This window comes from Cyclobacterium jeungdonense, from assembly GCF_010994275.1.
Classification (GTDB): domain Bacteria; phylum Bacteroidota; class Bacteroidia; order Cytophagales; family Cyclobacteriaceae; genus Cyclobacterium; species Cyclobacterium jeungdonense.
Genome location: NZ_WMCD01000002.1, coordinates 1 through 25,957 on the forward strand (window position 1 = coordinate 1; position 25,957 = coordinate 25,957).

Here is a 25,957-nt window from a genome sequence, read left to right on the forward strand (position 1 = left end):
TTGTTAAAGGAAAATAATCTGCTTGTCCGCAGGTCTAAAACCAGGGTTTATACCACTTTCTCAAGGCACCGTTACCGCATGTATCCCAACCTGATCCGGGATAAGGTACTGACCGGCCCCCATCAACTCTGGGTCAGCGACATTACTTACATTCCCACCACGGAAGGCTATTTGTACCTTTCACTGGTTACCGATGCCTATTCCCGTAAAATAGTCGGTTGGAACCTGTCCAATAAACTGGCGGCCAGTGGAGCGGTCAGTGCCCTGGATATGGCATTGTCTCAACTTCCTGACGATAAGGACATTAAATTGATACATCATTCGGACCGGGGTGTACAATACTGCTGCGATAAATATGTGGCCAGGCTTAAGTCCCGTCAAATCACAATAAGCATGACAGAAAACGGTGACCCTTTGGAAAACCCAGTGGCAGAACGGGTTAATGGGATTTTGAAGAGTGAATGGTTAAATAAACTGGCCCCGGGAAGCAAAAGAGAAACAGTTTCTAGGTTGGCCGGAATCATTGAGGCTTACAATACCAAAAGGCCCCATCTGAGTATCGATATGCTGACCCCAGAGGCCGCTCATATCACCAAGGGATAATCCCTAGGAAATGGAAAAACTACTGGAAGGAAAGGCAAACAGCGTTCAGTAAAGAAGACTCAGGATTAAAGAAAACACATTTAGCGAATTAGTAAATTAAAACTTGTAAATAGTATTTAGGACTACTAAAGAAAAATAAATTACATTTAGGATTAACTGCTCAAACTGTAAAGAATTTTTAGGACGAGACAGCCCCAAATCGCCGCGTCAACACATCAACACAACATCAAACCATCAACTTTATTCTTTTCGTCACCTAAACCACAACTGGCTCAATCCCTATACATTACAGCACCAATCATTTCCTTCAGGGGATAAAACTGCCCGTTCACGGGAAAAACAGGTCAGTTCACGGGAAATACAATTATTAACTTATATTTTTTGATTTTATCCATTAGATTGGGAAGTAATAAGAGCAAAAGCATATATAGATTCCTACTTTTCTGGTAATCTACCTACTATTAAACTGTTTGAACCGCATGAATAATTGTTTCCACAGCTCCGGTAAAATCCTTGAATGACTAAAATTCGCTTTACCAAAGGAATACGGAATCGCAGACATCAAGGAAATAAATACCTGTAAGTAGGTAAATAGAAATATTCTATCGCGATGAAATCGAGCATGACGGTGCTGTCAAACAGAAGGATGACTATCAACCATGCGAGATTCCATGTGGCCGATTAGAGACAAATTATAGACACATGAATGGGCACAAATCCCAAGCTGGTCCGGGGAAATAATAAACATCATCAAATAAAAGAAAAATGAAAAAGTTGAATTTGGAAAAATTAAAGTTGGCGGCCGAGGATGTGCTACAGCGAAGCCAACTGGCTGGAATCTATGGGGGATCTTACATAACCTTAGTTCAAATGATAGTAGGCGGTAGAGTTATAATTTACCCTTATACTAAGTATCAATTAAAATAATCTGAAAAATTATAGAGTATAAACAAAGTAATTAAAAATGATTGTAGGGAAGAATCACTCTGCGGTTTTATTTCACGTTCTATTTTACTATTCTGACATTTCAAAAAAAATACTTGAAATGAATAAAGTCAAATGTTTATTTATTATTCCGTTTTTTATATTTTCATGTCATTCCAAAGAGAAATATGAGCGAACGACTGAAGGTAAAATAGTTACTTTTGAAAAACTGGACAGTATTAAAATTGAATACCTAGGAAACCCCACTGTTCATGATATAAATCCAGTAACCGAAACAGTTCTTTTTATGGAACAACGGGAATTTTCGGAAGAAATCTTTGTTGCCAGTTTTGACGGGCATATCCGCACCTCCTTTTCCAAGATGAGAGATGTACCGGATAGTTATGGAGGCCTTATGTCTTCTTTAAGGATTGACAGCGACAGCTCATTTATTGCATACGGTTATAATGGTTTTTTGAGGTATGATTTTACTGGAGAACTTCTATCACGAGTGAAACTAAAAGAATTTCGGGTTCCAAATTTTACCCGAAAGGCTATGGGCTTTGGGATGGAAAAATTGGGGAATAAGTATCTATATGTAGATCAGGGATCACGAGACATCGACTACAGTAGGATTGGCTCATACAATGAAATTCGATTATTGAATTGGCTTGATCCAAAAACGGGAGAGAAGGAACCATTTATCCAATTTCCCGAAAGCAGTCTTTTCAAAAGTGGCAAACATTTTTTCAGAGACGCCTGGACCCCGGCATTTACTGTGTCAGATGACCTGATATATGTAGCCTTTGGTGTAGAGCCGGTCATATACGTATATCAGAGCTACCATCCATATTCTTTGGTTTCAAGTATTCCGCTCGATTTACCTGGCTACCAGAATTATAGAGGGACGGATCACTATGAAATTAATCTTAGTTTATGGGAAACTTCAGCAAAAATAGATAATATTAAGAGGATTGATGGACTATTCGTTGTGGCATATTCTCCAGGTTATAATGAATCGGACTTAAGGGAATTATATACAAATAAACTACCTCAGGAATCAAGGGATTTTTGGCAAAAGATGCTTGAAAAATATCCATCACGGATTGCTATCGTGGATTCACTAGGACATTTGGTCAGAGATTTCGACACAAAAGGAATGTTGGCCCAAAGCATGTTGGTTCGGAACGGGGAACTCTGGATGATGGAAAAACCTGATAATGAAGTGGAGCGGGATTATTTTCGGCTGTTTCGGGTGGGGCTGAAAATCGAAGATTGATAAATTGGTGAATTGGACAATCCCTCTTTAAAATAATTGAATTTAACCTATTATTTAAAAATTTTTGAAAACCAATTTCCCCTTCTACAAACAACCCGATGCCAAAGACTGTGGCCCCACCTGCCTGCGCATCATTGCCAAACATTACGGCAAATTGGTCTCACTGCAGGAAATACGGGAATATTCGGAAACCACCCGCTCCGGAAGCAACCTGCTCAAGCTATGCGAGGCAGCAGAGGCCATCGGCTTTAAGACAATCGGAGCCAGGCTTGATTTTAACCGCCTGAAACAGGCACAGCTTCCCCTGATCGCCCATTGGGATAAAAGGCACTTTGTGGTGGTGTACCGGATCTATATCTCCCTGGTAAATACATTCAATCAATGGATTAATCCCATCCAAGTGTTTTTCTCAAACCGAAATGCCATTTTTAGATTTTCAATGAAACCTATAACTTTCTGTTGAGTAATTTTACTCATTATATTGAGTAAATTTTAAAATAATGTCTTTAACAATTGATATTCTGTTATTTATAAAATAATTTCATTCTGTTAAACCGATTAATGAAAGCCACAAGGTCTGCCATTTAAAACAAATCCAACACATTCGTTTGCAAAAATTCTTGCCAATGAATCCCTGTGTCCCCGATCAGAAGGGATTTTTCAGGTTTGAATTTTTTATGAAAAGCCTTCAAGCCGGATAGTTTTCCTGTTTTCCCGGATTTCACTTCGAGCGCAATCACCCGATTGTTGTACACAGCCACATAATCCACCTCATCATTGCCTTCCCGCCAGTAGTAGATCGTTAGCTTTTTGTTTTTGAATGCCTGATTGATCAGGTGAGCACCTACCGCAGATTCCACCCACCTTCCCCAGGCTTCATGGTTTTTTAATAAGGTGTCAAGACTTTCACTGGAAATCACGGATAGTATCGCTGTATTGTGAACCTGAAATTTGGGACTGGAAGCGCGTTTCCTAATCATGTTGGGACTGTACTTTTCAATGCCCCCCAGCAGACCGGCATCCTGGAGTAATTCCAGGTAATTGGCCAGGGTGGTGGTATTACCTGCTTCGGTTAGTTGTCCCATGATTTTGGTATAACTCAAAATCTGTCCGGAATAGGCCGAACCCAATTCAAACAAACGCTTCATCAGGGCAGGTTTATCCACCCGGGTTAGCATAAGGATGTCTTTGGAGATACTCGTTTCCAAAAGTGCATCCCGGACATAGCTTTTCCATCGGTCTTCATCTTCTCTTAGCGTAATGGCACCCGGATATCCTCCAAACCACACAAACTCCTCAGCTGTCAGACCAAAGGCATCCTTCATTTCCTTGTAGGACCAATGCCCCAGGTAAGTGGATTCAAACCTTCCTGCCAAAGATTCCGTGAGTCCCTGCTGCAGCATCAACCTTGATGAACCCAACAAAACAACCCTGATATCCCTGTCATCGACTGCATCTTTGTCCCATTCAGCTTTGATCTGCTCGGACCAATTGTTTATTTTCTGAACTTCATCGATTACCAAAAGAAAAGGTTTATAAGCTTGCTGTTGTTGTCGGACACGGACGGTTTCCCAATGCTGTGCGATCCACAAACCATCTCCTGCAGGTACTGCATCGGCCGCCACCAACAGATGAGGAAAATCCAGATCTTCCATAATCTGCCTTACTAAGGTGGTCTTACCTACCTGTCGAGGTCCGTAGATGACCTGTATAAATCTCCTGGGTTCATCTTTCAGCCGTTTCAGCAATCCTGCTTTTTCTGTCCTTTGGTATGTCATAAATTTTTTACTCAATGCATCGAGTAAATTTACTTAATATATTGAGTAATTAATAATTTATAGGTCATTTTAGAGCCCATAAGCATGCTGCTCCGGTACTAGGCTGCTTTTTTTGAACAGGTTAAAACTAGAATTTTTAACTTAGTAATTATGAAAAAGAGCAAATTTACCGAAGAACAGATCTTCAAAATTCTCAAACTGCAGGAGGAGGGCCTCAAAGTAGAAGAGATATGCCGGAAGCATGGCATTAGTTCCGGTACGTTTTATTCCTGGCGGAACAAATACTCTGGCATGGAAGTACAGGAACTCCGTCGTCTCAGAAGTCTGGAGGAGGAAAACAGCCGGTTAAAAAAAATAGTGGCCAACCAAAGCCTGGAGATCGACATGATAAAGGATATTTTATCAAAAAAGCCCTGACGCCCATGCAAAAGCAAGAACACCTGGTCTACCTTAAAGATACCTACAAGGTGTCCCATGCATGGGCGTGCAGCGTCTTATCGGTATCTAGAACCAGCAAGTATTACCAGAAGAAAATGCCAGCAAAAGATGCCCAGATCAAAACGATGATTGAGCAGGTCATAGGCTGCAGCAGAAAAGGCAGAAACAAGGTGATCTGCCTGGTGAAGAAAAAGTATCCCCATATCAGTGGGAGTAAGATCAGGCGCGTGTATGAGCTGGAGGGATTTAGCTTGTACAGGCGATTGAAACGAAGAGTAAAAGACCAACCCGCTAACCCGATAGTGGTTCCTTTGGTGGCCAACGAAGAGTGGGCGATGGACTTTATGTCCGACACGTTGGAAAATGGAAGGACATTCAGGACATTGAACGTAATAGATCACTTTAATCGTGCCTGCAAAGGAATTACCATAGCTCATAGCTTACCATCGGGACGGGTGATATATAACCTTTGAGGTCTTTGAGACCTCGAGGGTTTTCTACGCTCCCATTCCATAAAAGACCCTCGAGGTTGGGGAAACCTCAAGGGTCTGCATGTTCGGTCACCTTTGAGGTCTTTGAGACCTCGAAGGTTTTTTCGTGAACGCTACGAGTCAGACCTTCGGGGTTAGGAAAACCCCAAAGGTCAATGTGTCAAACCTTTGGGGTCTTTGAGACCCCGAAGGTTTTCACCGCAGATTTATACAATCATTCCAAAGCAAACTCCTCAGAGATAGAAAATTCCGTATTAGTTTGATGGGCAAGTTTAAATCCATCCAACCCTCCAAACCACTCCAAAACCATTTCCCGATTTAGTTTGGAATGTTTTTTTGATAAATAACTTCGAAAAGAAGAATACTTCCAATCCAGAGGTCCCTCGGTCAGATTATGTTTCATAGGATTGAGATGAATGTAAATAACAATTCTGCTTAAATAATCCTCGTTGTCAATTTTTTTGCGCTTAAATTTTCTTTGAAATAATGCGCCACTTCTTTCGAATACTTTGTTTATACTTTTGCTGTAAGAATTCAGGAAATCAGAAAAAGCTTTAACGATTTTATCGTTGGTGACACCCCTATTTATTTTTATCAGAAAGTGAAAATGATTTGGAATAAGACAATAAGCCAAGGTTTGTACATTTTCACCTAAAAAATGATCGTATTTTTCCAGGAAGTAGCCATAATTGTCTTCTATTTGAAATAGCTTTTCATTTCCAATGGCCCTACTGTATATATGATACACACATTCAGCATCAAAAACATCATTCATGATTATATGGCTTAAGGTATTTAAAGTACAAATTTTCTATGAAAGCCGAAAGGGCAATAGCTATAACCATTGAGGTCTTCGGGACCTCGAAGGTTTTATTCGTGTATGCTTCGGAAGAGACCTTCGGGGTTAGGAAAACCCCAAAGGTCAATATTCCGTAACCTTTGAGGTCTTTGAGACCTCGAAGGTTTCAAATGTACACGTTCCAAGAAAGACCTTCGGGGTTAGGAAAACCCCAAAGGTCATAACCTTTGAGGTCTTTGGGACCTCGAAGGTTTTAAACGTACACGTTCCAGAAAAGACCTTCGGGGTTATTGGAAACCCCAAAGGTCAATACCTGTAACCTTTGAGATCCAGCTCCCCTTGCTTTACTTTTTCTTAAAAAGCGAATCCACAAATTCCCTGCGGTCAAAGACCTGCAAATCGGTCATCTTCTCTCCCACTCCAATGTACTTTACCGGAATCTTGAATTGATCCGAAATGCCGATGACCACTCCTCCCTTGGCCGTCCCGTCCAGCTTGGTGATGGCCAGGGCACTGATCTCCGTGGCCTTGGTAAATTCCTTGGCCTGTATAAAGGCATTCTGACCGGTAGAGCCATCCAACACCAGCAAAATCTCGTGGGGTGCCTCGGGGATGAATTTTTGCATCACCCGCTTGATCTTGGTCAGCTCGTTCATCAGGTTGACCTTGGTATGCAGCCGGCCGGCTGTATCTACGATCACCACATCGGCTTTCATTTCCACGGCCTTTTTTACCGTATCAAAAGCGACCGAAGCAGGGTCGGTGTTCATGCCATGGGAAATGACCGGCACATCCACCCGCTCTCCCCAAAGGATGAGCTGATCCACGGCAGCTGCCCGGAAGGTATCCGCGGCTCCCAGCACCACCGACTTACCGGCTTGCTTAAATTGGTAGGCGAGTTTTCCGATGGTGGTGGTCTTACCTACACCGTTGACCCCCACTACCATGATGACGTAGGGCTTTTTGCCTTCCGGAAGGTCAAAGTCGCCCACATCCTGGGTATTATTCTCCTCCAAAAGTCCGGACACTTCCTCCCGTAACAGCAGATCCAGTTCGGCGGTATTCACGTATTTGTCCCGGGCCACGCGTTCTTCAATGCGCCGGATGATCTTGATGGTGGTATCCACCCCCACATCAGAAGTGATCAGGATTTCCTCCAACTCATCCAAAATGTCTTCATCCACCTTAGACTTGCCCACGATGGCTTTGCCCAGCTTTGAAAAAAGGTTTTTGCTGGATTTCTCCAGCCCCTTGTCCAGACTCTCTTTTTCCTCTTTAGAAAAAAAACCAAATATTCCCATAAGTACGTTTCTATGACCCGAATATACGCAAAAATCCCTTTCGATAGGAACCGAAAGGGATGTATAAATGCGTGAATGGCGGGTTAATCCTTATTTTTTAAGGGTCTCCTGAACCAAAGGACTGGGCACCATCTCCTCCTTGAAGGTATAGGCTCCGGTCTTCTCTGACCGAACCGCTTTGATCACTTTGGCATACGAGACACCACCTTCTTTTTTCAGTGTTGCTACTACTTTCTTAGCCATGATATTACTATTTAATCCCGAAGGGAGTTATTACTTGATTTCTTTATGAACCGTCACTTTTTTCAAAATGGGATTGAATTTTTTCAATTCCAAGCGCTCGGTAGTGTTTTTTCTATTCTTGGTGGTGATGTACCGGGAAGTACCGGGCATTCCACTTTGCTTGTGTTCCGTACATTCCAGGATTACCTGTACTCTGTTACCTTTCTTAGCCATTGCGTATTATGATTTAGTGTGGTTTGAGGTAGACACCTTATTTAATGACGATATCTCCTTTTTTCTGCGCCTCTTTCAATACCGCACTGATTCCTTTTTTATTGATAGTCCTCAAAGCAGAAGAGGATACTTTCAACGTAATCCAGGCATCTTCCTCCGGGATGTAAAAGCTCTTCTTGTGCAGGTTGGGGTAAAATCTACGCTTGGTTTTGTTATTGGCGTGTGATACGTTATTTCCTACCTGAGGCCTTTTTCCAGTAATGTCACAAATTTTTGCCATGATATATATGTATCCGTATTGTTTTACTTTTTCAATTGGGTTTGCAAATATCGGAAGTTTTAATTAAATAACAAAAGCAGGCCGCATAATTATTGAATAAATCCCTGCCTGCCAACTTTTTGGTTTTGCCTCCGGTTTCCGAATCCCTTTTCTTATATTTGCCCATTCGGAAAGAAAATGCTCCGAAACACCATTTAACAGTATTAAAACAGGAGATCCATGATGCAGGAGATCAGTTCAAGCCAGGAAGCGATACAATTGGAAGATATCCACGGCGCTCACAATTACCATCCCTTACCCGTTGTACTCACAAAAGGAGAAGGGGTATACCTTTGGGACGTGGAAGGAAAAAAATATTTTGACTTTCTTTCGGCCTATTCGGCCGTCAATCAGGGACATTGCCATCCCCGGATAAAGGAGGCCCTTATCGCACAGGCGGGCACCTTAACCCTCACTTCCAGGGCCTTTCACAATGACGTGCTGGGACCCTACGAAAAATACATTACCGAGTACTTCGGCTTCGATAAGGTATTGCCCATGAATACCGGCGTGGAGGCAGTGGAGACTGCCATCAAAATCGCCCGAAAATGGGGCTATGAGAAAAAAGGAGTTCCGGAGCAGCAGGCAAAGATTATCGTGGCCGAGAACAACTTCCACGGTCGCACCACCACCGTCATTTCCTTTTCCAGCGATGAAAATGCCCGAAACAACTTCGGCCCTTACACCCCTGGATTTATAAGGATACCTTATAATGATCTAACCGCTTTGAAAGCAGCCCTGACCGCCAATCCGGAAACAGTGGCCTTTCTGATCGAACCCATACAGGGCGAAGCGGGAGTCAACACTCCGGATGAAGACTACATGATGCAGGCTAAAAAGCTCTGCCAGGAACATCAGACCTTATTGCTGGCAGATGAAATCCAAACCGGCATCGGTAGAACCGGCTCCCTGCTGGCCGTCTGTGGCAACTGCAGCTGCGAGGGCCACTGCGAAAAACAGGAAACCTATGTGGAACCAGATATTCTGATCCTGGGCAAGGCACTTTCCGGAGGATTTTTCCCAGTTTCAGCCGTTTTGGCCAATAATCCCATCATGGAGGTCATTCACCCAGGGCAACACGGGTCCACCTTTGGAGGCAATCCCCTTGGGGCCAAAATAGCCATCACTGCCCTTGAGGTCGTGCGGGATGAAAAACTGTCCCAAAACGCCCGGGCGCTGGGAAAGGTATTTCGGGAGCGCATGGAACTACTTGCCGGGAAATCCCATTGGGTAAAACTGGTACGGGGCCGGGGCTTGCTGAATGCCGTAGTGATAAACGACAGTCCGGACAGCAGCACGGCCTGGGATATTTGTATTGCCTTAAAGGACAATGGGCTGCTTGCCAAACCCACACACGGCAATATCATTCGCTTTGCTCCGCCATTGGTCATGAACCTGGAGGAACTGCACAGCTGTTGCGATATCATTGAAAAGACCATTCTGGCATTTGAAAAAACGGAAGTAGAATGAAACAGCAGGCCATCATTTTCGATATGGACGGTGTGATCTGTCATACCAATCCATTCCACTCGGAGGCATTTCGCGTGTTTTTTGGCAAACGAGGCCTGAATCCCAGCGAGGAAGAATTTGCCCGGCACATGTACGGCAAAAGCAACAAATACATCTTTGCCCATTTTCTGGGCAGAGAGGTGGTCGGGACTGAGTTCACTGCTCTGGAAAATGAGAAAGAGGGTTTGTTTCGAGAAATTTATGCCGATAAGGTAGAAACCTTACCTGAATTCCTGCCTTTTCTACAGGAATTAAAAAAAGAAGGCTACCGTACCGGCGTGGCTACGTCTGCTCCCCGTGCCAACTTGGATTTAATTATGGAGAGTTTAGGGTTCGGGGCCAGCATGGAGTCCGTCATGGCCAGCGAAAATGTGAAAAAACACAAACCGGACCCGGAAGTGTACCTCAGTTCTTCCAGAAATCTGGATGTAGACCCGGCCCGATGCCTGGTCTTTGAGGATTCTCATTCCGGAGTATCCGCTGCCCGAAATGCCGGCATGCGCGTGGTAGGAGTACTTTCCTCACATACCAGGGAGGAATTGCCACCCTGTGATTATTACATCCGGGATTATCGGGACATTGATCTGGAGATTGTTTCCGGATTATTTTCCTGAACGAAAAGCCGACCAACTCATACCAATACCCGTTAGCAACTATATTAGATACCTATCCAGAACCAAAATCGCCATGCTTAGAAGACCCCGAAGAAACCGAAAGTCCGCAGCCATTCGCTCTCTGGTAGAAGAAACCAGACTTTCCGTCAGCGATTTTATTTTTCCTTTGTTTCTGATCGATGGCATCAACCAAAAAGTAGAAGTGAAATCCATGCCCGGTATCTATCGGTATTCGCTGGACCTGATGTTGGAAGAAATAGATTCCTGCCTGAGGCTGGGGATCAATGCTTTTGATATTTTCCCAGCCTATCCGGAAGACAAAAAGGATCGCTTTGCCACGGAGAGTTACCGGGAAGACACTTTTTATTTAAAGGCTCTGCGTACCATCAAGCAGACATTTCCTGAGGCCTGCATCATGACCGACGTGGCCATGGACCCTTACAATTCCGACGGGCACGATGGACTGGTAGAAAACGGTAAAATATTGAATGATGAGACCCTGGAAATCCTCGGTAAGATGACTTTGGCCCAGGCCAGGGCCGGAGCGGATATCATCGGCCCCTCCGACATGATGGATGGCCGGGTCGGCTATCTGCGCAAACTGCTGGATGAAAATGGCTTCAAAGAGGTTTCCATCATGTCCTACACGGCCAAATACGCCAGTGCCTTCTACAATCCCTTCCGCGATGCCCTGGATTCTGCTCCCAAATCTGGAGATAAAAAAACTTATCAGATGGACCCGGCCAACAGGCGGGAAGCACTAGTTGAGGGTCAGCTGGACATGGAGGAAGGGGCCGATTTTTTAATGGTCAAGCCGGCTTTGGCCTATCTGGACATCATCCAACTGCTACACCAGCAATTTCCAATTCCTATTGCTGCCTATAATGTGAGTGGGGAATATGCCATGATCAAAGCTTCAGCGGCCAATGGTTGGCTGGACGGGGAACGAGCCATGCTCGAATCCCTGCTTAGCATCAAAAGGGCTGGTGCAAAGGTGATTCTAACCTACTTTGCCAAAGAAGCAGCTCGAATTATTACTTAATTTTAGAAATAGTCTTTTTTAATTCAGCAGGGAAAGGGTATCCGATGCCCTCGGGGACCACTTTTTAGGCTATGCCATTCGGGACGCGTTTTTAATCCATCCTATATAATAGCATAACCAACTATTCAGCAACTTTCCAGTTGGTAAAAGCCAATACCTCAGCTAACCACAACGTTCTGTGTTAGTAAAGACAAGCTATTTGAAATTTTACCAAAAGAATCCTAAGTATCGTTCCTTTTTAAACCATTTTCACAATTTTTTACACAATTGGGACAAAACAGCCTTTTCAAATCCATAGCTGGTATTTTTTCATCGGGAATTTGAAAGAAAAGGAATTAAAAGGGTTGATTTTCCCAGGTCCACTTAAACATTCAGCCCCTCATAATTTTCTGAATTGCCTCGTTCTATGAATTACATTATCAAAATCATTGCCCAAAAAGATTTTTGATGAAAAATAAGCAACAGAATTATTATTTTTTACAAAAAATGAAAAATAAAAAAATTCTTTGAAAATTCACATTCCGAAACCAGTTGTAGGATTAAAATTGAACCGTATTAGATAACCTTAAAATTTCTTATATATAGATTATATGAAATTTAAAATGCATATTATGAATTTTTTCCAAATTATTTTTTTACTATTTGGACAAAAACGGATTTTTATGCCATATTTTTATCTGAATCATTATAAATCCCATTATCAATTAATTAGCATATTTCTTTAGGTTTTAAGATAATTTTAAACCCCGTTTTTATCTTTTTAGTGTGTTGTTTCTTTTTTCGGGTTATTTTTTTAGCCGTTTTATGTTTAGATTTGCAAAATACTCAGATTGCTAAAAGAGTAGCTTATTATTAACCCTAAAACTTATGATTCTATGGAAGGTATTTTCCCAATTTTAACTCAGGTTAACGCAGAGGCGGTTTCTGAGGGAATGGATTACGGTAGTGCTATCACCCAAAACTTGCTGACTACCAACAACGTGTGGATGATGTTAGCGACAGCATTGGTCTTTATCATGCACTTAGGTTTTGCTGGTGTTGAGGCCGGATTTGGTCAGGCTAAAAACACGGTAAATATTCTTTTTAAAAACACAGTGACACCTATTATAGGCATTGTGTCATATGCACTTATCGGCTTCTTTTTGATGTATCCAGGATTCGATGTTCCGGGCTGGTTCGGATTTGATGGCGCGGGCTGGAGCATGTTTTGGTTTAATCCAGGAGATGCAGACATAACCGCCGGATATGCCGATGCGGGATATACTTATTGGACCGACTTTTTGTTTCAGGCCATGTTTGCAGCCACAGCTGCTACGATTGTGTCTGGAGCGATTGCAGAAAGGGTAAAACTTTGGGCTTACCTGACTTTCACAGTAGTATTTGTTGGTCTGGTTTATCCTCTGATCGGAAGCTGGAAATGGGGAGGCGGAGCCTTGGATGCCATGGGGTTTTATGATTTTGCTGGTTCTACGCTTGTACATTCCGTAGGAGGATGGGGAGCATTGGCAGGTGTCATCATGGTCGGACCTCGGATTGGAAAATATGTTAACGGAAAAACCATCGAAAAGCCAGGATCCAGTGTTCCATTGGCTGTAATTGGTGTCTTTTTATTGTGGTTAGGCTGGTTTGGATTTAATGGCGGCTCGGTGCTTTCAGCAGATCCCGGATTGGTCTCGTTGGTATTGGTAACCACATCATTAGGTGCTTGTGCCGGGGGATTGGGAGGATTTCTAACCGCTTACCTCACTTTTAAAAGATTGGATCTGGGCATGGTGCTAAACGGAATTCTAGCAGGCTTGGTGGGAATTACCGCAGGAGCAGATGTTATAAGCCCAATATTCGCCTTGACCATCGGTTTTATTGCTGGTATTCTGGTAGTGCTTTCCGCGATCTTACTTGACAAATTAAAGCTGGATGATGTGGTAGGAGCGGTTTCCGTACACCTTACCTGTGGCGTATGGGGTACCCTTGCTGTGGGTTTGTTTTCCAATAACCCAGACCATACATTTTTAACCCAATTAATAGGCGTCCTGATCTGTGGTGCGGTCGCTTTCATTTCCGCCTTGATTATCTTCTATGTGCTAAAAGTTACGATCGGAATACGGGTGTCTGAAGAGCACGAGCGATCCGGGCTGGACAGTCATGAGCATGGAATAAGAGGATACACTATTGTGTACGACGAATAAAATAAATAAAAGTACCCCTAGCGAATAAATTAAAAATGAACCCTGCGCACTGAAGAACGCCAAATTGCTTCAACAGTGCGCAGGGATTCTCAAAATTCAACTTATTATTAATTAACTCGAGAAATTAAAATGAAAAAATTCCAACTACTAATCGTCCTGATTCTATTTTCGACCCTGAGTTTCGTTCAAGCCCAGGAAGCGTCTGAGGGATCAAATTTATCATTAAGCGGCTCTGTAGATGCCTACTTCAGAACCAACTTGAATGCTCCCAACAAAGGAGATGATTTTCAGGCACCTGCAACCTCATTCGCCAACTTACCTGGATTTTCTTTGGGAATGGCTAATATCATTGCAGCCTACGAAGGTGAAAAAGTAGGTTTTGTGGCGGACCTGGTCTTCGGTCCAAGAGGGGAAGATGCCGTATTTGGATCTCCTTTATACGCTGGATTCGAAGCTGGAAGTTCTCAGATAGTCAATCAGCTATACATGTACTGGAATGCAAGCGATGTCGTAACGTTCACAATAGGTAATTTCAATACCTATTTAGGGTATGAGGTAATTTCTCCCACTGGAAATTTCAATTACTCTACCTCTTACATGTTTTCTTACGGACCCTTTTCTCATACCGGATTGAAGGCAGATTTTCAGCTTTCGGATAACTGGTCGCTAATGGCTTCCATCATGAACCCAACCGATGTTACGGAATTTAATTCCATAGGGTCTTATACCTTGGGTGGTCAACTTGCCTATACCACTGATGCAGGCGGAACTTATTTAAACTTGCTTTACGGAGACCAGGACGGAAAACTGGACATGAATACCCTTTCTTCTTTTGGTAATTCATCCATGGGCAATACTTTCCAAATCGACCTTACAACAGGATATGATGTCTCCGAATCTGTATATGTAGGGTTAAATACCACCTACAATACCACTTCTGCCGGACAGGTTCTTAATGGCAATTCCATTCAAGACGCCTCTGGTGATGGTTATGGTTTCTATGGTGTCGCAGGCTATCTTCAACTTGCCACTTCCGAAACGTTTTCAATAGGAGCTCGTGGGGAGTACTTCAGTGTATTTAACGATGGCTTAGGAGGCGTTGTCGGTTTAGACAATGAAGGTGACGGAAACGTTTTCGCCATGACACTTTCCGGAAATATAAAATGCATGGACAACCTTACGCTTATTCCTGAGGTAAGACTCGATAGCATGTCCGAAGATTATTTTTTGAACAACGACTACGATGACTCCAGTAATTTGACCTCATTTCTCCTGGCAGCCGTCTTTTCCTTCTAAGTTTTCGTTTTCTTTCTTAAAAATCACGCAAAAAACCACGGCCTATTTCAAAGGTCGCGGTTTTTTTATTTTTGACACCTAGTTGGATTCAAATTAGCAATACACGTAGAAGCACCCGCTTATAAGACGCCAATTTTATTGATTCTGACATAAGAACGGCACCATCACATCGGTATCTAAAAAACCATACTAGGAGAAAGTCAAATGCCACGGCTACAATTAGCATCAGAAAGTGTTAGCAGGATGGCGGTGGCTACAGGTCTAAAAAGAAAAAATCGCCGTTGTTCCCAAGGGTAAAGCAGCAGGTACTGGAATGATGACCGCAGCGTTTAACTGTAACTAGCTTGACTCAAAAAAGACCTAAAAGGAACGGAGATGGATTCCTTTTAGGTCTATAATATTTATATAAAACGAAGCAAAGGTGCTGGTAGCTTTACAAGTCTTCCTCCCTTTCCAGCATCAAAATCGCATTTTGAGGAACGATGTAATATTTTTCTCCTTCAAAGATTACTTCAAAGGAACCATTCATCAAAAAAACAGCCAGATCCCCTTCTTTCGCCTGCAAAGGAATGTATTTTACATTTTCTCCATGATCTTTCCAGGGCTCTTCCTCTTCCACCGGCAGAGGAATGGGATATCCCGGACCAGCCTTAATAATGTACCCTTGCTGCACTTTCTCCTTTTCCTGGACACCGGGCGGCAGGTACAAACCGCTGGAGGTTTTCTGATCTGGTTTCTTTAATTTGATCAACAGGCGATCCCCCACGATAATGAGTTTTCTTAATTTATTTTCAGAGGTTAATTCCATGCTCATACGTATTTAGGCTAAATTAATAGTACCACTTGGGTTAAAAATAATGGCATCTCCACAGGATGAAGACGCCATTATAAAATTCAATAGTAAACTTGAAGAAGAATTATTTTTTATCTTCTTCATTCACTTCTTCGTAGTCTACATCAGACACGCCATCTCCGGAGGCAGCATCTGCTGAGCCACTTCCTTCAGCTCCTCCCTGAGCAGCACCACCATCGGCACCTTCAGAGGCACTGTACATTTCCTGAGATGCTGCGGTCCAAGCAGTATTCAATGCTTCCATACCTGCATCAATGGCCGCAAGATCCTGACTTTGATGCGCTGCTTTCAATTTCTCCAGTGCTTCGTTGACTGCGGCTTTGTTGCCTTCGGATAATTTCTCCCCGAATTCTTTAAGCTGCTTCTCGGTTTGAAAGATCAAGCTATCTGCCTGATTAATCTTATCGATTTTTTCTTTTTCAACCTTATCCGTGGCCGCGTTGGCTTCCGCCTCTTTCTTCATTTTGTCAATTTCCTCCTGAGAAAGTCCGGAAGAAGCCTCAATCTTGATCTTCTGTTCTTTACCCGTTCCTTTATCCTTAGCGGAAACATTCAGGATACCATTGGCATCAATGTCAAAGGTTACCTCAATTTGAGGTACTCCCCTTGGAGCCGGTGGGATGTCAGTTAGCTGAAACCTACCGATAGCCCTGTTATCCTTGGCCATGGATCGCTCTCCCTGAAGTACGTGTATATCCACTGCAGGCTGATTGTCTGCGGCTGTAGAGAATACTTCAGACTTCTTTGTAGGGATGGTGGTGTTGGATTCAATCAATTTAGTAAACACACCGCCCATGGTCTCGATACCCAACGAAAGTGGGGTAACATCGAGAAGCAATACATCCTTCACTTCTCCAGTCAAAACACCACCCTGAATGGCTGCACCAATGGCAACTACTTCGTCCGGGTTTACTCCTTTAGATGGTTTTTTACCAAAAAACTTCTCTACTTCTTCCTGGATTTTCGGAATACGGGTAGATCCTCCCACCAAAATCACTTCATCAATGTCAGATGGTGACAATCCCGAATCCTTAATCGCTTTTCGTACCGGATCCATGGATCGTCGGACCAGATCATCGGAAAGCTGTTCGAATTTTGCTCTGGAAAGATTTCTTACCAGGTGCTTGGGACCGGACTGTGTCGCGGTGATATAGGGAAGATTAATTTCCGTACTGGAAGAACTGGAAAGTTCGATCTTCGCTTTTTCCGCAGCTTCTTTCAATCGCTGAAGTGCCATGGGATCATTTCTCAGATCTATTTCCTCTTCTGCTTTAAATTCATCGGCCAACCAGTTGATAATTACCTGATCAAAGTCATCCCCTCCCAGGTGAACATCACCATTAGTAGATTTGACTTCAAATACTCCGTCGCCCAATTCCAGAACCGATATATCAAAGGTTCCTCCACCAAGGTCATACACGGCAATCTTCATGTCCTGGTTTTTCTTATCCAGGCCGTAGGCCAATGCAGCGGCAGTGGGTTCATTGATGATTCGTTTTACATCCAAACCGGCAATCTGACCGGCTTCTTTGGTTGCCTGTCTTTCTGAGTCATTGAAATAGGCCGGAACGGTAATCACAGCTTCGGTTACTTCCTGTCCAAGAAAATCTTCTGCGGTAGACTTCATTTTCTGAAGAATCATTGCAGAAAGCTCCTGAGGCGTGTAGGACCGATCACCAATCTTAATAGCGACGGTATCATTCGGACCTTTGTCCACTTTGTAAGAAGCGTGTTTCCTTTCTTCTGAAATTTCGGAGAATTTCTTGCCCATGAATCGCTTTACAGAAGAAATGGTATTCGCCGGGTTTGTAATGGCCTGCCGCTTGGCAGGATCCCCCACTTTTCTTTCTCCATTTCCGTTGTCCAAAAATGCCACAATAGAAGGTGTAGTCCTTCTACCTTCACTGTTTTGAATGACCACGGGCTCACTACCTTCCATTACTGCGACGCAAGAGTTGGTCGTACCCAAGTCTATACCAATAATTTTTCCCATAATTATATTTATTTTATCGTTTTCGTTTTACTTACAGAAACAAGAACAACAACCAATGTGCCAAGTGGATGAATGCAAAAATTAATGCCACATTGTCATAATTCATGACAGTTTTCGGATTCGATATGTCAGCATTTTTTCCTATTTTCCGATCTGACCTACAGCGGTCTCCAAATTGCCTTATTATGAAAATCTCAGAACTCCACATTTACCCCATCAAATCCCTGGGTGGCATCGCTCTCACAGAAAGCCAGGCCGGAATATCGGGTTTGAAATACGACCGGCAATGGATGCTCGTGGATCGTAACGGAAAGTTTCTCAGCCAGCGAAGTCTTCCCCAAATGGCCTTATTTCAGGTAGCACTTAAAAACGACGCGTTACACATTGTTCACAAAAAACACCTCGATAAAGGAATTCAAATTCCCGTATCCGCTGACGTGGGGGAATTAAAGAAAGTAAGCATTTGGGACGATGAGTTGCCTGCTTTGGCAATTGATCCCCTTGCCGATGAGTGGTTTTCAGATCTGCTCCACTTCCCTTGTAGCCTGGTGAAAATGAGCCCCCTTCACAAACGCTGGCTTAAGAAAAAATATCAAATAAACAGGGAATACGTCGGGTTTGCCGATAGCATGCCTTTCTTGCTGATTGGCCAATCGTCTTTGGATGATTTAAACGCCCGACTGGAAACACCGGTACCCATGTCCCGGTTTCGTCCGAATATGGTGTTTTCCGGAGGATCACCTTATATAGAAGATACCTGGGATCGGTTTAGCGTCGGAACAGTGCCTTTCAAAATTACCAAGCCTTGCGCCCGTTGTATAATGACCACAGTGGACCTGGCATCAGGTGAAAAAGGCAAGGAACCCCTATCGACCTTAGCTCAATACAGAAAGCAAGGAAAGAAAATTCTATTTGGCCAAAACGGCATCGTGCTAGAAGAAAGCCGCATAGCTGTAGGCGATGTATTGCAGCCAAAATAAGCTATTTGTAGTTGTGTAAACCTTATACAAGTTGTGGGTTAAGTTTACAGAATCCCCAGTTTTTTCCCCCCAAATACCTCAGTATAAATTATTTGATTGATATTTATATTGGAAGGAAGATAGTATTTTAAATACATTTTTATTAATATTAGGTGCTGAAAACCAGGTTCGAAACAAGATTTACTCGTTTTCAGTTATGCTAAATACCAACGATGTCAGGATAGGATGGACCCGATTAAAAACAATTCTTACCTTTGGCATGAATTTTAAAAGCTTGAGGCTAAAGTCGACCAACTTAATTACCCAATTAGCTATCAATGACTAAGCATTCAAGTAGTAGTTAATCACATATCGTAGGGGAGATTTTTGACGGAGTTTGATGTGTTATTTCAAACCAAGAAATACAACTATGCACTTTTCATAAGGATGAAACATCGAATGAAAAACGAAAAAAAACCGAGTAAATCAACCACCAACTAAATTTAGTTTAAATGACTACAGTTTTATACAAAGTAATCCTGTGTTGCACATTATTATTGTCCGGATTATCTGTCAACGCGGCCAATTATTACTTCTCCGATGAAACCGGAGATGATTCGAGAAGCTTCTCCCAAGCTCAGAATGCAGCCACCCCCTGGAAATCAATAAGCAAATTAAATGCCATCATTTCGGGTCTAAATCCAGGTGATAAGGTTTTCTTCCGCAGAGGCGAGACCTTTTACGGTACAATTCGGATGAACGTTTCCGGAAACTCCGGGGCTCCCGTCACCTTTGGTGCGTACGGCTCCGGGCCGGATCCGATTATCACCTCCATGGTTAGACTTTCCAATTGGCAGTCAGTAGGGAACGGCGTTTACGAAGCTTCGGATAGCCGATTACCCTATAACAGGGTAAACATGTTGGCTATTGACGATAACCCTCAAGAGATGGGAAGATACCCCAATTCCAACACCTCCAATAAAGGGTACCTGACCTATGAATCCCATTCCGGAAATAGATCTATTTCAGATTACCAGCTTTCTTCCAGCCCCAACTGGTCAGGTGGTGAAGTAGTGATACGAAAAGTCTATTGGATCACCGACAGGCACAGGATCACTTCCCATTCCGGTAATACCTTGAATTATGCCTCCAATCCAGATACCTCCTATGAACCAAGGGCCGGTTATGGTTACTTTATTCAAAATCACCCCAGTACGCTGGACCGATATGGAGAGTGGTATTACAACCCTTCCACAAGAAAAATGCGTGTCTATTTCGGAAGCAATCCGGGATCAGCTAGGGTGGAAGCAGCTACCAATGACTTTATTGTAGAAAACATCGGTTCAGCTAAATACATTACGTTCGAAAACCTTCATTTTAAAGGTGCTAACCGAAATGCATTTCAGTTTGAAAGTGGTAACGACATTAAAATCACTAATTGTAAAATAAATCTTTCTGGCGAAGATGGTCTGTATTTTGCCGGGATTTCCAACTTGGTAGTGGAAAATTCGGAAGTAAACTACTCCAACAATGTGGGAATGAATATTAAAATTTCCGATGGAACCATAATCCGTGGAAACTCCATTCAAAACACGTACGTATTTCCAGGACATGGAAGAAGTGGGGACAATGTGGGTTTGGCAATTTTTTCGGATGGAAACGACAATCTTATTGAATACAATGAAATCAAAAAAACCGGATATATCGGAATTCGTTTTGGCGGTCATGACTCCCAGGTTAAATCCAATTATATTGATGGCTTTTGCATCACCAAGAATGACGGTGGTGGAATCTATACCTACCAGGACAAATACGATAATTACAAAAATAGAAAAATCTCGAATAACATCATTATCAATGGTGTAGGTGTAAAGGAAGGAACCACGATTAATAATCTCGTGGACAAGCCTCAGGCAGAAGGGATCTATTTGGATGACAACGTCACAGACGTGGAAGTATCCGGAAATACCGTAGCTCATATAACTTCCAAAGGAATCTACCTCCACAATACCAACAATATTCGGGTTATAAATAATACAATTTACGATTCGGATAACTTGATATTTTTGAGGAATGACCTGATGGGAAACCCCCTTGAAAATACCACTATTGAAAACAATAAATTGCTGGCAAAAGACGCCTTCCAAAATTTCGTTTATGTATACTCGCTATTTGATGATGTGGCAGATTTGGCCAGATTTAATTACAACGAGTACTCTGCGCCTTTTTCTGACAATTTTAGGTTTAAGGTCCGATACAACGCCAACTCCAGCAATGAAGCCAACAAGTTTTTTGATTTAAAAGGCTGGCAACGAATGTATAATAAAGATTGGAGTTCCAAAACCGGAACCCAGTTTAGCGACTTATACAAGATTTCCAACACCATCGGTTCCAACCGGTATTCAAACGGCACTTTTGACCAAAACGTGAACTACATCAGTTGCTCAGATTGTAGCAAGTCCTGGGATAGTGGAAAACTGGACGGAGGCTCCTTAAAAATAAGCACAAATGGAATCAGCCAAACTTCAATAAGCGTTGGGTCCATTAAAAAGGGCAAGTATTACCGGTTGAAATTCAGTGCAGTTGCAAACAAAACCATTCCCATTTCTTTCTATTTGCGTCAGGGTGGTTCGCCTTGGTATACCCTTTCGTCAGACCACACAGTGGGTATCGATTGGCAGAAAAGTGAAAATGAAATTTTGATCCAATCCTTGACAGATATGGAAAGTACCCGGCTGGTTATGGAAATTGGTACCGGGGAGAGCGGTGAATTATGGTTGGATAATCTTGAATTTCAAGAAGTGGAGGCGAGTGTGATTCGGCCGGAGGATAAAGTCTTGTTTGAAAAAAACCCCTCTAGACTGGAGAAGACTTTTTCTACTTCAGGGGGCTTTGTTGGTCTGTTGAATGAATGGTTATCATCCACCCAAAAAATAGCCCCTTACTCTTCCTTGCTGTTACTAAAAAGCGGAAGTGGTGTAATAGAGCAGGAGCTACCAAAGCCCTCTGTCAGCCTAACCAAACCAGAGCCCGACCAAAGCAGTGACGAAGGCCATACGGTAATGATTGAAGCAACCGCCTCAGTTCAGGGGGGAGAAATCTCCCGGGTTGATTTTTACAACGGTTCAGAAAAACTGGGCTCTGCAAACACGGCTCCGTTTGCCTTTGCCTGGGAAAAGGCTCCCTCGGGAACGCACAACCTGTCTGCAGTCGCAGTTGCAGATAATGGGCAGGAGGCAAGTTCGCCGACCATTAGTTTTTCGGTCACGCCTACCAGTACCTCGACCGAACCCGAAACATTCTCTACCTACTTTATCAATGCGGGAGGTAAAGTAGATACAGATTGGAATTCCATGAGATTTTCCGGAGAAAATACCAGTAATATTTTCTATAATTCCTCCAAGGTATTTGAAGAGCCGACGGCAAGTTCCTACACCTTGTTTCAAACGGAACGGTATAGTGAAAGCCTCTCCTATGCCATCCCGGTACCAAACGGCACCTATTATGTGTACACCTTGCACAATGAACTTTGGTTTGGGAAACAAGGTCCGAGTGGACAGGAAAGACAGCGCGTATTCGATATTTCCATAGAAAACAGCAAGGTAAAAGAGGACTTTGACTTGTATAAGGAAAACGGAAATAAGCCAATGGCACTTACTTTTAAGGGAGTCAACGTAATAGACGGGGTGTTGAACCTGGACTTTGCTTCTTCCTTAGATAACGCAACCGTTTCCGGCATTATCATCAGCCAAACCCCCATCAGTATCCCAGATGATTTGAAAGGCGGTACTCCCCCTGCTACTGAAACAAGCGGGTACAGTGACTACCTGATGATCAATACGGGTAGCCGGGATGACGTCACGTTTAATGGAAAACAATTTGTCTCCGACTACAAAACCAATTATTTCACAAGCTATTCGGCTAATTTCAATTATACCGTCGGAGGAGAATTGCTGTTTCAAACAGAAAGATATGCCAGAAACATGAATATCCGTATTCCGGTAGAAAACGGCACATATCAGGTCAAAACCTATCATAACGAACTATGGTTTGGTTCATTTGGACCCACTGCCGGAGTTGGTAAAAGGGTTTTTGACATCTACATTGAAGGCAATCTTAAAAAAGATAATTTTGATATCTATGCCGAAAAATCCAATTCCCCGACGATTTTGACCTTTAGTAATATCGAGGTGACAGATGGCTGGCTAGATCTAAATCTTTCTGCAAGTAACGATAATGCTACCATCTCTGCCTTGTACATCGGGAAGGCTACCGGCAACACCGATCCCGAATCAGATAAATCCCTGCAGGAACCCATTTTCCTCAATGCGGGTACCTACGACGAAACTACTTATAGCGGGCAGCGCTTCATAGGAGACCGAAATACCGACTATGCGAATACCTCCAACGTTAACTTCAACCTCTCGGTAAGCGGTTCAGAAATGTTCCTTACCGAAAGGTACGCCAGAAACCTGGATTACAGCATACCTGTGAAGAACGGGACGTATACAGTGATAACCTATCACAATGAACTATGGTTTGGATCCTATGGTCCACCGGCCTCATCAGGTAACCGGGTTTTTGATATTTCTATCGAAGGAAATCGCGTGAAATCAAATTTTGACATCTACAAGGAATCCGGCAACAATCCTACTACCCTAACCTTTAGATCGGTCAAAGTAGGAGATGGAATTTTAGATATTTCCATGACCGCTTCCACCAATAACGCCACGGTAGCCGGTATCGCCGTAATTCCAGAAGGGGGCTCCTTCTCCTCCAACTTAAGATTGGCAACTGCTGAATCTGTACAAAACCAGACGGATATGGAAACCGAATCTGCACAAGGGCCAGTTACGAAAGTCTATCCCAATCCGGCTTCTCATCAGGCTACGGTATCCATTGGTGAGGATGTAAGTGTAAGAGAAATTTACATTCAAAGTACTTCCGGATCCCTGGTCAAAAGCATTGATCCCGAGTCTGCTTCAGATGGCTTTGGCACCTATGCCCTTCCACTGGAAGGACTTCAATCGGGAATTTACATAGTAACTGTTTCGGATGGAGGCAACTGGATCAAAAAACTGAAATTGATTGTGGAATAGAATCCCAGCAATCATTAGCCAAAAAAGCCGGACTGAATTAAGTCCGGCATTTTTTATTTTATCCGCCCCAAATATTTCTGGAGCATTCCATACTCTTGCTCAGGGCTTAAGCTTCTTATTGGCTCGATGCCGGTCTTTATCTCTGTGATTCTTTTTCTCAAAATTTTTTTCCATGGCTTGTGTCAAGTCAACGCCCGTTTGGTTGGCCAGGCAGATTAGTACCCAAAGTACATCCGCCATTTCATCGGCAAGATCCTTGTCTTTGTCGCTTTCCTTGAAGGACTGCTCACCGTATTTTCTCGCCATTATCCGCGCCACCTCTCCGACTTCTTCAGTTAAAATAGCCATATTGGTGAGTTCATTAAAATACCGTACGCCAGTGGAATTGATCCAGGCATCTACCTTTTCCTGAGCTTCAGCTAATGTCATTTTTTTGCGGTTTGTTCGTTGATTTTTCCATGTTTCAATTCGAGAATCCTGTTTACGCAAGGCGGAACGTCCTCGTCATAATGGCTTACAAATAATAGAGACATACCCGTTTTTTCGCAAAAAACCGAAACGGACTGTCGAAAACGGATTCGTTGCTCTTCATCCATGCCCTGGGAGGCTTCATCTAAGACCAGGAGCTGGGGACATTTGATCATGGCCCTGGCCAGCAGACAAAATCGCTGCTCCTCCAAACTGATTCGGTGAAAATTCAAATCCGCTACATGCAGCAGCTGAAAGGCATCCAACCAGGCGTCTGCCAAGGCGTCCTGAGATACATCCGGCTTTTTGAATAAACCCATGGTGTCAAATAAACCAGATAAAACCACTTTTTTGCAGGTCTGGTTGGAAGGAAAAAACCTACCCAACTCCGGCGATACGAATCCAACGGGCTTCTTGATATCCCAGATACTTTCCCCAGTCCCCCTTTTACGGTCAAATAACACGATATCATTGGCGTAAGATTGAGGGTTTTCTCCCAATACCAAGCTGATCAGCGTAGACTTCCCCGCACCATTATGCCCCCGGATAAGCCACCTCTCACCAGGAAGTACCTTCCAGGTGACACGGTCCAATAAAACGTTGTCCTGGTACCGGATCGTCACTTCCCGCATTTCAATGACCGTCGTAATACTGGAATCCTCAAATACTTTTTTTAGCAAGCCCTTAAAAACGGCATGAGGCACCTCCCCTTGCAAAAGCGAACGATTTTCCAATTCCATCAGGGTTTGGGGGTCATCTACTACCTTCAGCCTTCCCTGTCCTACCCATCCATAGCGGCTGATACACGAGGGGATTTCCCCAGCTGTACAGGTCATAACCACCTGAATGCCCGATTGCATAATGGCTCCAATCAGCTCATCAAAATGGTTGCGGGTATGCACATCCAGTCCTGTCATGGGCATGTCCATCAAAAAAAGGCGCGGGTTTTTTAATAAGCCCAGGGCCATAGCCAACCTCCTGGTTTCCCCATTCGACAGTTTAATCAGGGATTTTTCTTTGAATTCATGCAGGTTAAACAAAGAGATAACGCTTTCCAGGTTCCAAGGACCCGGGATTTTAGTTTCTGCCTGTTCCAGATACCGGGCTACTGTTTCGGTATCCTCCGATTCCGAACTGTTGAATCGTTGTTGGTAGTAGAAATTTTGCTGGCTGGATTTGTTTCTAAAAGTGTATTTTTGGGAAACATAAGCGATCAAATCCCTAAAACTGTTGACTACCCCCTTCTGGTTTTGCTCCTTTTGATAGTCTTCGGCAAACGGTCTCGAAATGCTCCCCGCTACCAGAGAGGTTCTTCCCAGTAACGTTTCCAGGAATGCGGTCCGCTCCTTACCCGAAGCGCCCAATATAACCCAAGATTCTCCGGTGCTTATTTTGAAATCCATCTGCTGAAATAGGGACCTTCCCTGATGGAGCACGGTTGCCTGCTCGATTATTAAAAAATCATTCGCAGGATTTTCAGGAATCATCGGGTTTTTCGGAATCAATTTTAAAGGTTTTTTTACTTTTTCAGGCCCCTAATTACTTGACGG

At 43.3% G+C, this 25,957-nt stretch carries 22 protein-coding genes; 12 read left to right on the forward strand and 10 right to left on the reverse strand.

All coding sequences use genetic code 11. The features are described 5' to 3' along the window. The 3 genes from GKS34_RS05025 to GKS34_RS05035 all read left to right on the forward strand — a co-directional run. The coding region (locus GKS34_RS05025; RefSeq protein WP_163383752.1) for an IS3 family transposase at window positions 1-603 on the forward strand (603 nt) is incomplete at its 5' end. Window positions 604-1,834: 1,231 nt separating this feature from the next. Next, a complete protein-coding gene (locus GKS34_RS05030; RefSeq protein ID WP_163383753.1) occupies window positions 1,835-2,806 on the forward strand; it encodes a hypothetical protein in 972 nt (323 codons plus the stop codon). A gap of 64 nt (window positions 2,807-2,870) precedes the next feature. Beyond that, on the forward strand, window positions 2,871-3,269 hold the full coding sequence (locus GKS34_RS05035; RefSeq protein ID WP_163383754.1) for a cysteine peptidase family C39 domain-containing protein: 399 nt from the start codon (window positions 2,871-2,873) through the stop codon (window positions 3,267-3,269). A gap of 121 nt (window positions 3,270-3,390) precedes the next feature. Here the strand turns inward: GKS34_RS05035 and GKS34_RS05040 are convergent, their stop codons facing one another. Further along, window positions 3,391-4,584: an ATP-binding protein gene (locus GKS34_RS05040; RefSeq protein WP_163383755.1), complete on the reverse strand. Its 1,194-nt coding sequence runs from the start codon at window positions 4,582-4,584 to the stop codon at window positions 3,391-3,393. A gap of 150 nt (window positions 4,585-4,734) precedes the next feature. On the opposite strand from GKS34_RS05040, the gene GKS34_RS05045 reads away from it, so the two are divergent. Together GKS34_RS05045 and GKS34_RS05050 are read left to right on the forward strand one after the other, a co-directional pair. Continuing rightward, window positions 4,735-5,001, forward strand: a complete 267-nt coding sequence (locus GKS34_RS05045; RefSeq protein WP_163383756.1) for a transposase — start codon at window positions 4,735-4,737, stop codon at window positions 4,999-5,001. A 5-nt stretch (window positions 5,002-5,006) separates the two neighbouring features. After that, on the forward strand, window positions 5,007-5,495 hold the full coding sequence (locus GKS34_RS05050; protein ID WP_163383757.1) for a hypothetical protein: 489 nt from the start codon (window positions 5,007-5,009) through the stop codon (window positions 5,493-5,495). Window positions 5,496-5,727: 232 nt separating this feature from the next. On the opposite strand, the gene GKS34_RS05055 is transcribed toward GKS34_RS05050, so the two are convergent. From GKS34_RS05055 to rpmB, 5 genes are all read right to left on the reverse strand, one after another. Beyond that, window positions 5,728-6,288: a transposase gene (locus GKS34_RS05055; RefSeq protein ID WP_163383758.1), complete on the reverse strand. Its 561-nt coding sequence runs from the start codon at window positions 6,286-6,288 to the stop codon at window positions 5,728-5,730. 368 nt (window positions 6,289-6,656) lie between these two features. Then, window positions 6,657-7,613: a signal recognition particle-docking protein FtsY gene (ftsY, locus tag GKS34_RS05060; RefSeq protein WP_163383759.1), complete on the reverse strand. Its 957-nt coding sequence runs from the start codon at window positions 7,611-7,613 to the stop codon at window positions 6,657-6,659. 90 nt (window positions 7,614-7,703) lie between these two features. Continuing rightward, window positions 7,704-7,856 (reverse strand): DUF4295 domain-containing protein, encoded by a 153-nt coding sequence (locus GKS34_RS05065; protein ID WP_162341906.1) that lies wholly within the window; start codon window positions 7,854-7,856, stop codon window positions 7,704-7,706. Window positions 7,857-7,886: 30 nt separating this feature from the next. After that, window positions 7,887-8,069: a 50S ribosomal protein L33 gene (gene rpmG / locus GKS34_RS05070; protein ID WP_092174477.1), complete on the reverse strand. Its 183-nt coding sequence runs from the start codon at window positions 8,067-8,069 to the stop codon at window positions 7,887-7,889. A 37-nt stretch (window positions 8,070-8,106) separates the two neighbouring features. Continuing rightward, window positions 8,107-8,349, reverse strand: coding sequence for a 50S ribosomal protein L28 (gene rpmB, locus GKS34_RS05075; RefSeq protein WP_092174474.1), 243 nt, complete (start codon window positions 8,347-8,349; stop codon window positions 8,107-8,109). Window positions 8,350-8,568: 219 nt separating this feature from the next. Here rpmB and rocD point away from each other — a divergent pair, with 219 nt between their 5' ends. The 5 genes from rocD to GKS34_RS05100 all read left to right on the forward strand — a co-directional run bounded on the left by rocD (window position 8,569) and on the right by GKS34_RS05100 (window position 15,035). Further along, on the forward strand, window positions 8,569-9,858 hold the full coding sequence (gene rocD / locus GKS34_RS05080) for an ornithine--oxo-acid transaminase (RefSeq protein WP_290227412.1): 1,290 nt from the start codon (window positions 8,569-8,571) through the stop codon (window positions 9,856-9,858). Further along, window positions 9,855-10,511 (forward strand): HAD family hydrolase, encoded by a 657-nt coding sequence (locus GKS34_RS05085; protein WP_163383760.1) that lies wholly within the window; start codon window positions 9,855-9,857, stop codon window positions 10,509-10,511. Before rocD ends, GKS34_RS05085 begins: the two co-directional genes overlap by 4 nt. Window positions 10,512-10,584: 73 nt before the next feature. Next, complete coding sequence (gene hemB, locus GKS34_RS05090) at window positions 10,585-11,553, forward strand: porphobilinogen synthase (protein ID WP_205602027.1); 969 nt, start codon at window positions 10,585-10,587, stop codon at window positions 11,551-11,553. A gap of 875 nt (window positions 11,554-12,428) precedes the next feature. Further along, window positions 12,429-13,739 (forward strand): ammonium transporter, encoded by a 1,311-nt coding sequence (locus tag GKS34_RS05095; RefSeq protein ID WP_163383761.1) that lies wholly within the window; start codon window positions 12,429-12,431, stop codon window positions 13,737-13,739. 129 nt (window positions 13,740-13,868) lie between these two features. Further along, window positions 13,869-15,035, forward strand: a complete 1,167-nt coding sequence (locus GKS34_RS05100; protein WP_163383762.1) for a porin — start codon at window positions 13,869-13,871, stop codon at window positions 15,033-15,035. 433 nt (window positions 15,036-15,468) lie between these two features. Here GKS34_RS05100 and GKS34_RS05105 read toward each other — a convergent pair whose 3' ends face one another. Together GKS34_RS05105 and dnaK are read right to left on the reverse strand one after the other, a co-directional pair. Continuing rightward, complete coding sequence (locus GKS34_RS05105; protein WP_163384192.1) at window positions 15,469-15,843, reverse strand: co-chaperone GroES; 375 nt, start codon at window positions 15,841-15,843, stop codon at window positions 15,469-15,471. 109 nt (window positions 15,844-15,952) lie between these two features. Then, complete coding sequence (gene dnaK, locus GKS34_RS05110; protein ID WP_163383763.1) at window positions 15,953-17,881, reverse strand: molecular chaperone DnaK; 1,929 nt, start codon at window positions 17,879-17,881, stop codon at window positions 15,953-15,955. A 185-nt stretch (window positions 17,882-18,066) separates the two neighbouring features. Between dnaK and GKS34_RS05115 the strand changes: the two genes are divergently transcribed. Beyond that, the gene (locus GKS34_RS05115) at window positions 18,067-18,861 is read left to right on the forward strand and encodes an MOSC domain-containing protein (RefSeq protein WP_163383764.1); all 795 of its coding nucleotides are present in this window, start codon (window positions 18,067-18,069) and stop codon (window positions 18,859-18,861) included. Between the two features lie 491 nt (window positions 18,862-19,352). Beyond that, entirely contained in the window at window positions 19,353-23,939 is a 4,587-nt protein-coding gene (locus tag GKS34_RS05120; protein ID WP_163383765.1) for a malectin domain-containing carbohydrate-binding protein, read from the forward strand. Between the two features lie 99 nt (window positions 23,940-24,038). Here GKS34_RS05120 and GKS34_RS05125 read toward each other — a convergent pair whose 3' ends face one another. Then, window positions 24,039-24,368: a nucleotide pyrophosphohydrolase gene (locus GKS34_RS05125; protein WP_163383766.1), complete on the reverse strand. Its 330-nt coding sequence runs from the start codon at window positions 24,366-24,368 to the stop codon at window positions 24,039-24,041. Next, a complete protein-coding gene (locus GKS34_RS05130) occupies window positions 24,365-25,912 on the reverse strand; it encodes an ATP-binding cassette domain-containing protein (RefSeq protein ID WP_317167959.1) in 1,548 nt (515 codons plus the stop codon). The genes GKS34_RS05125 and GKS34_RS05130 overlap by 4 nt, the downstream gene beginning before the upstream one ends. Window positions 25,913-25,957 lie beyond the last annotated feature (45 nt).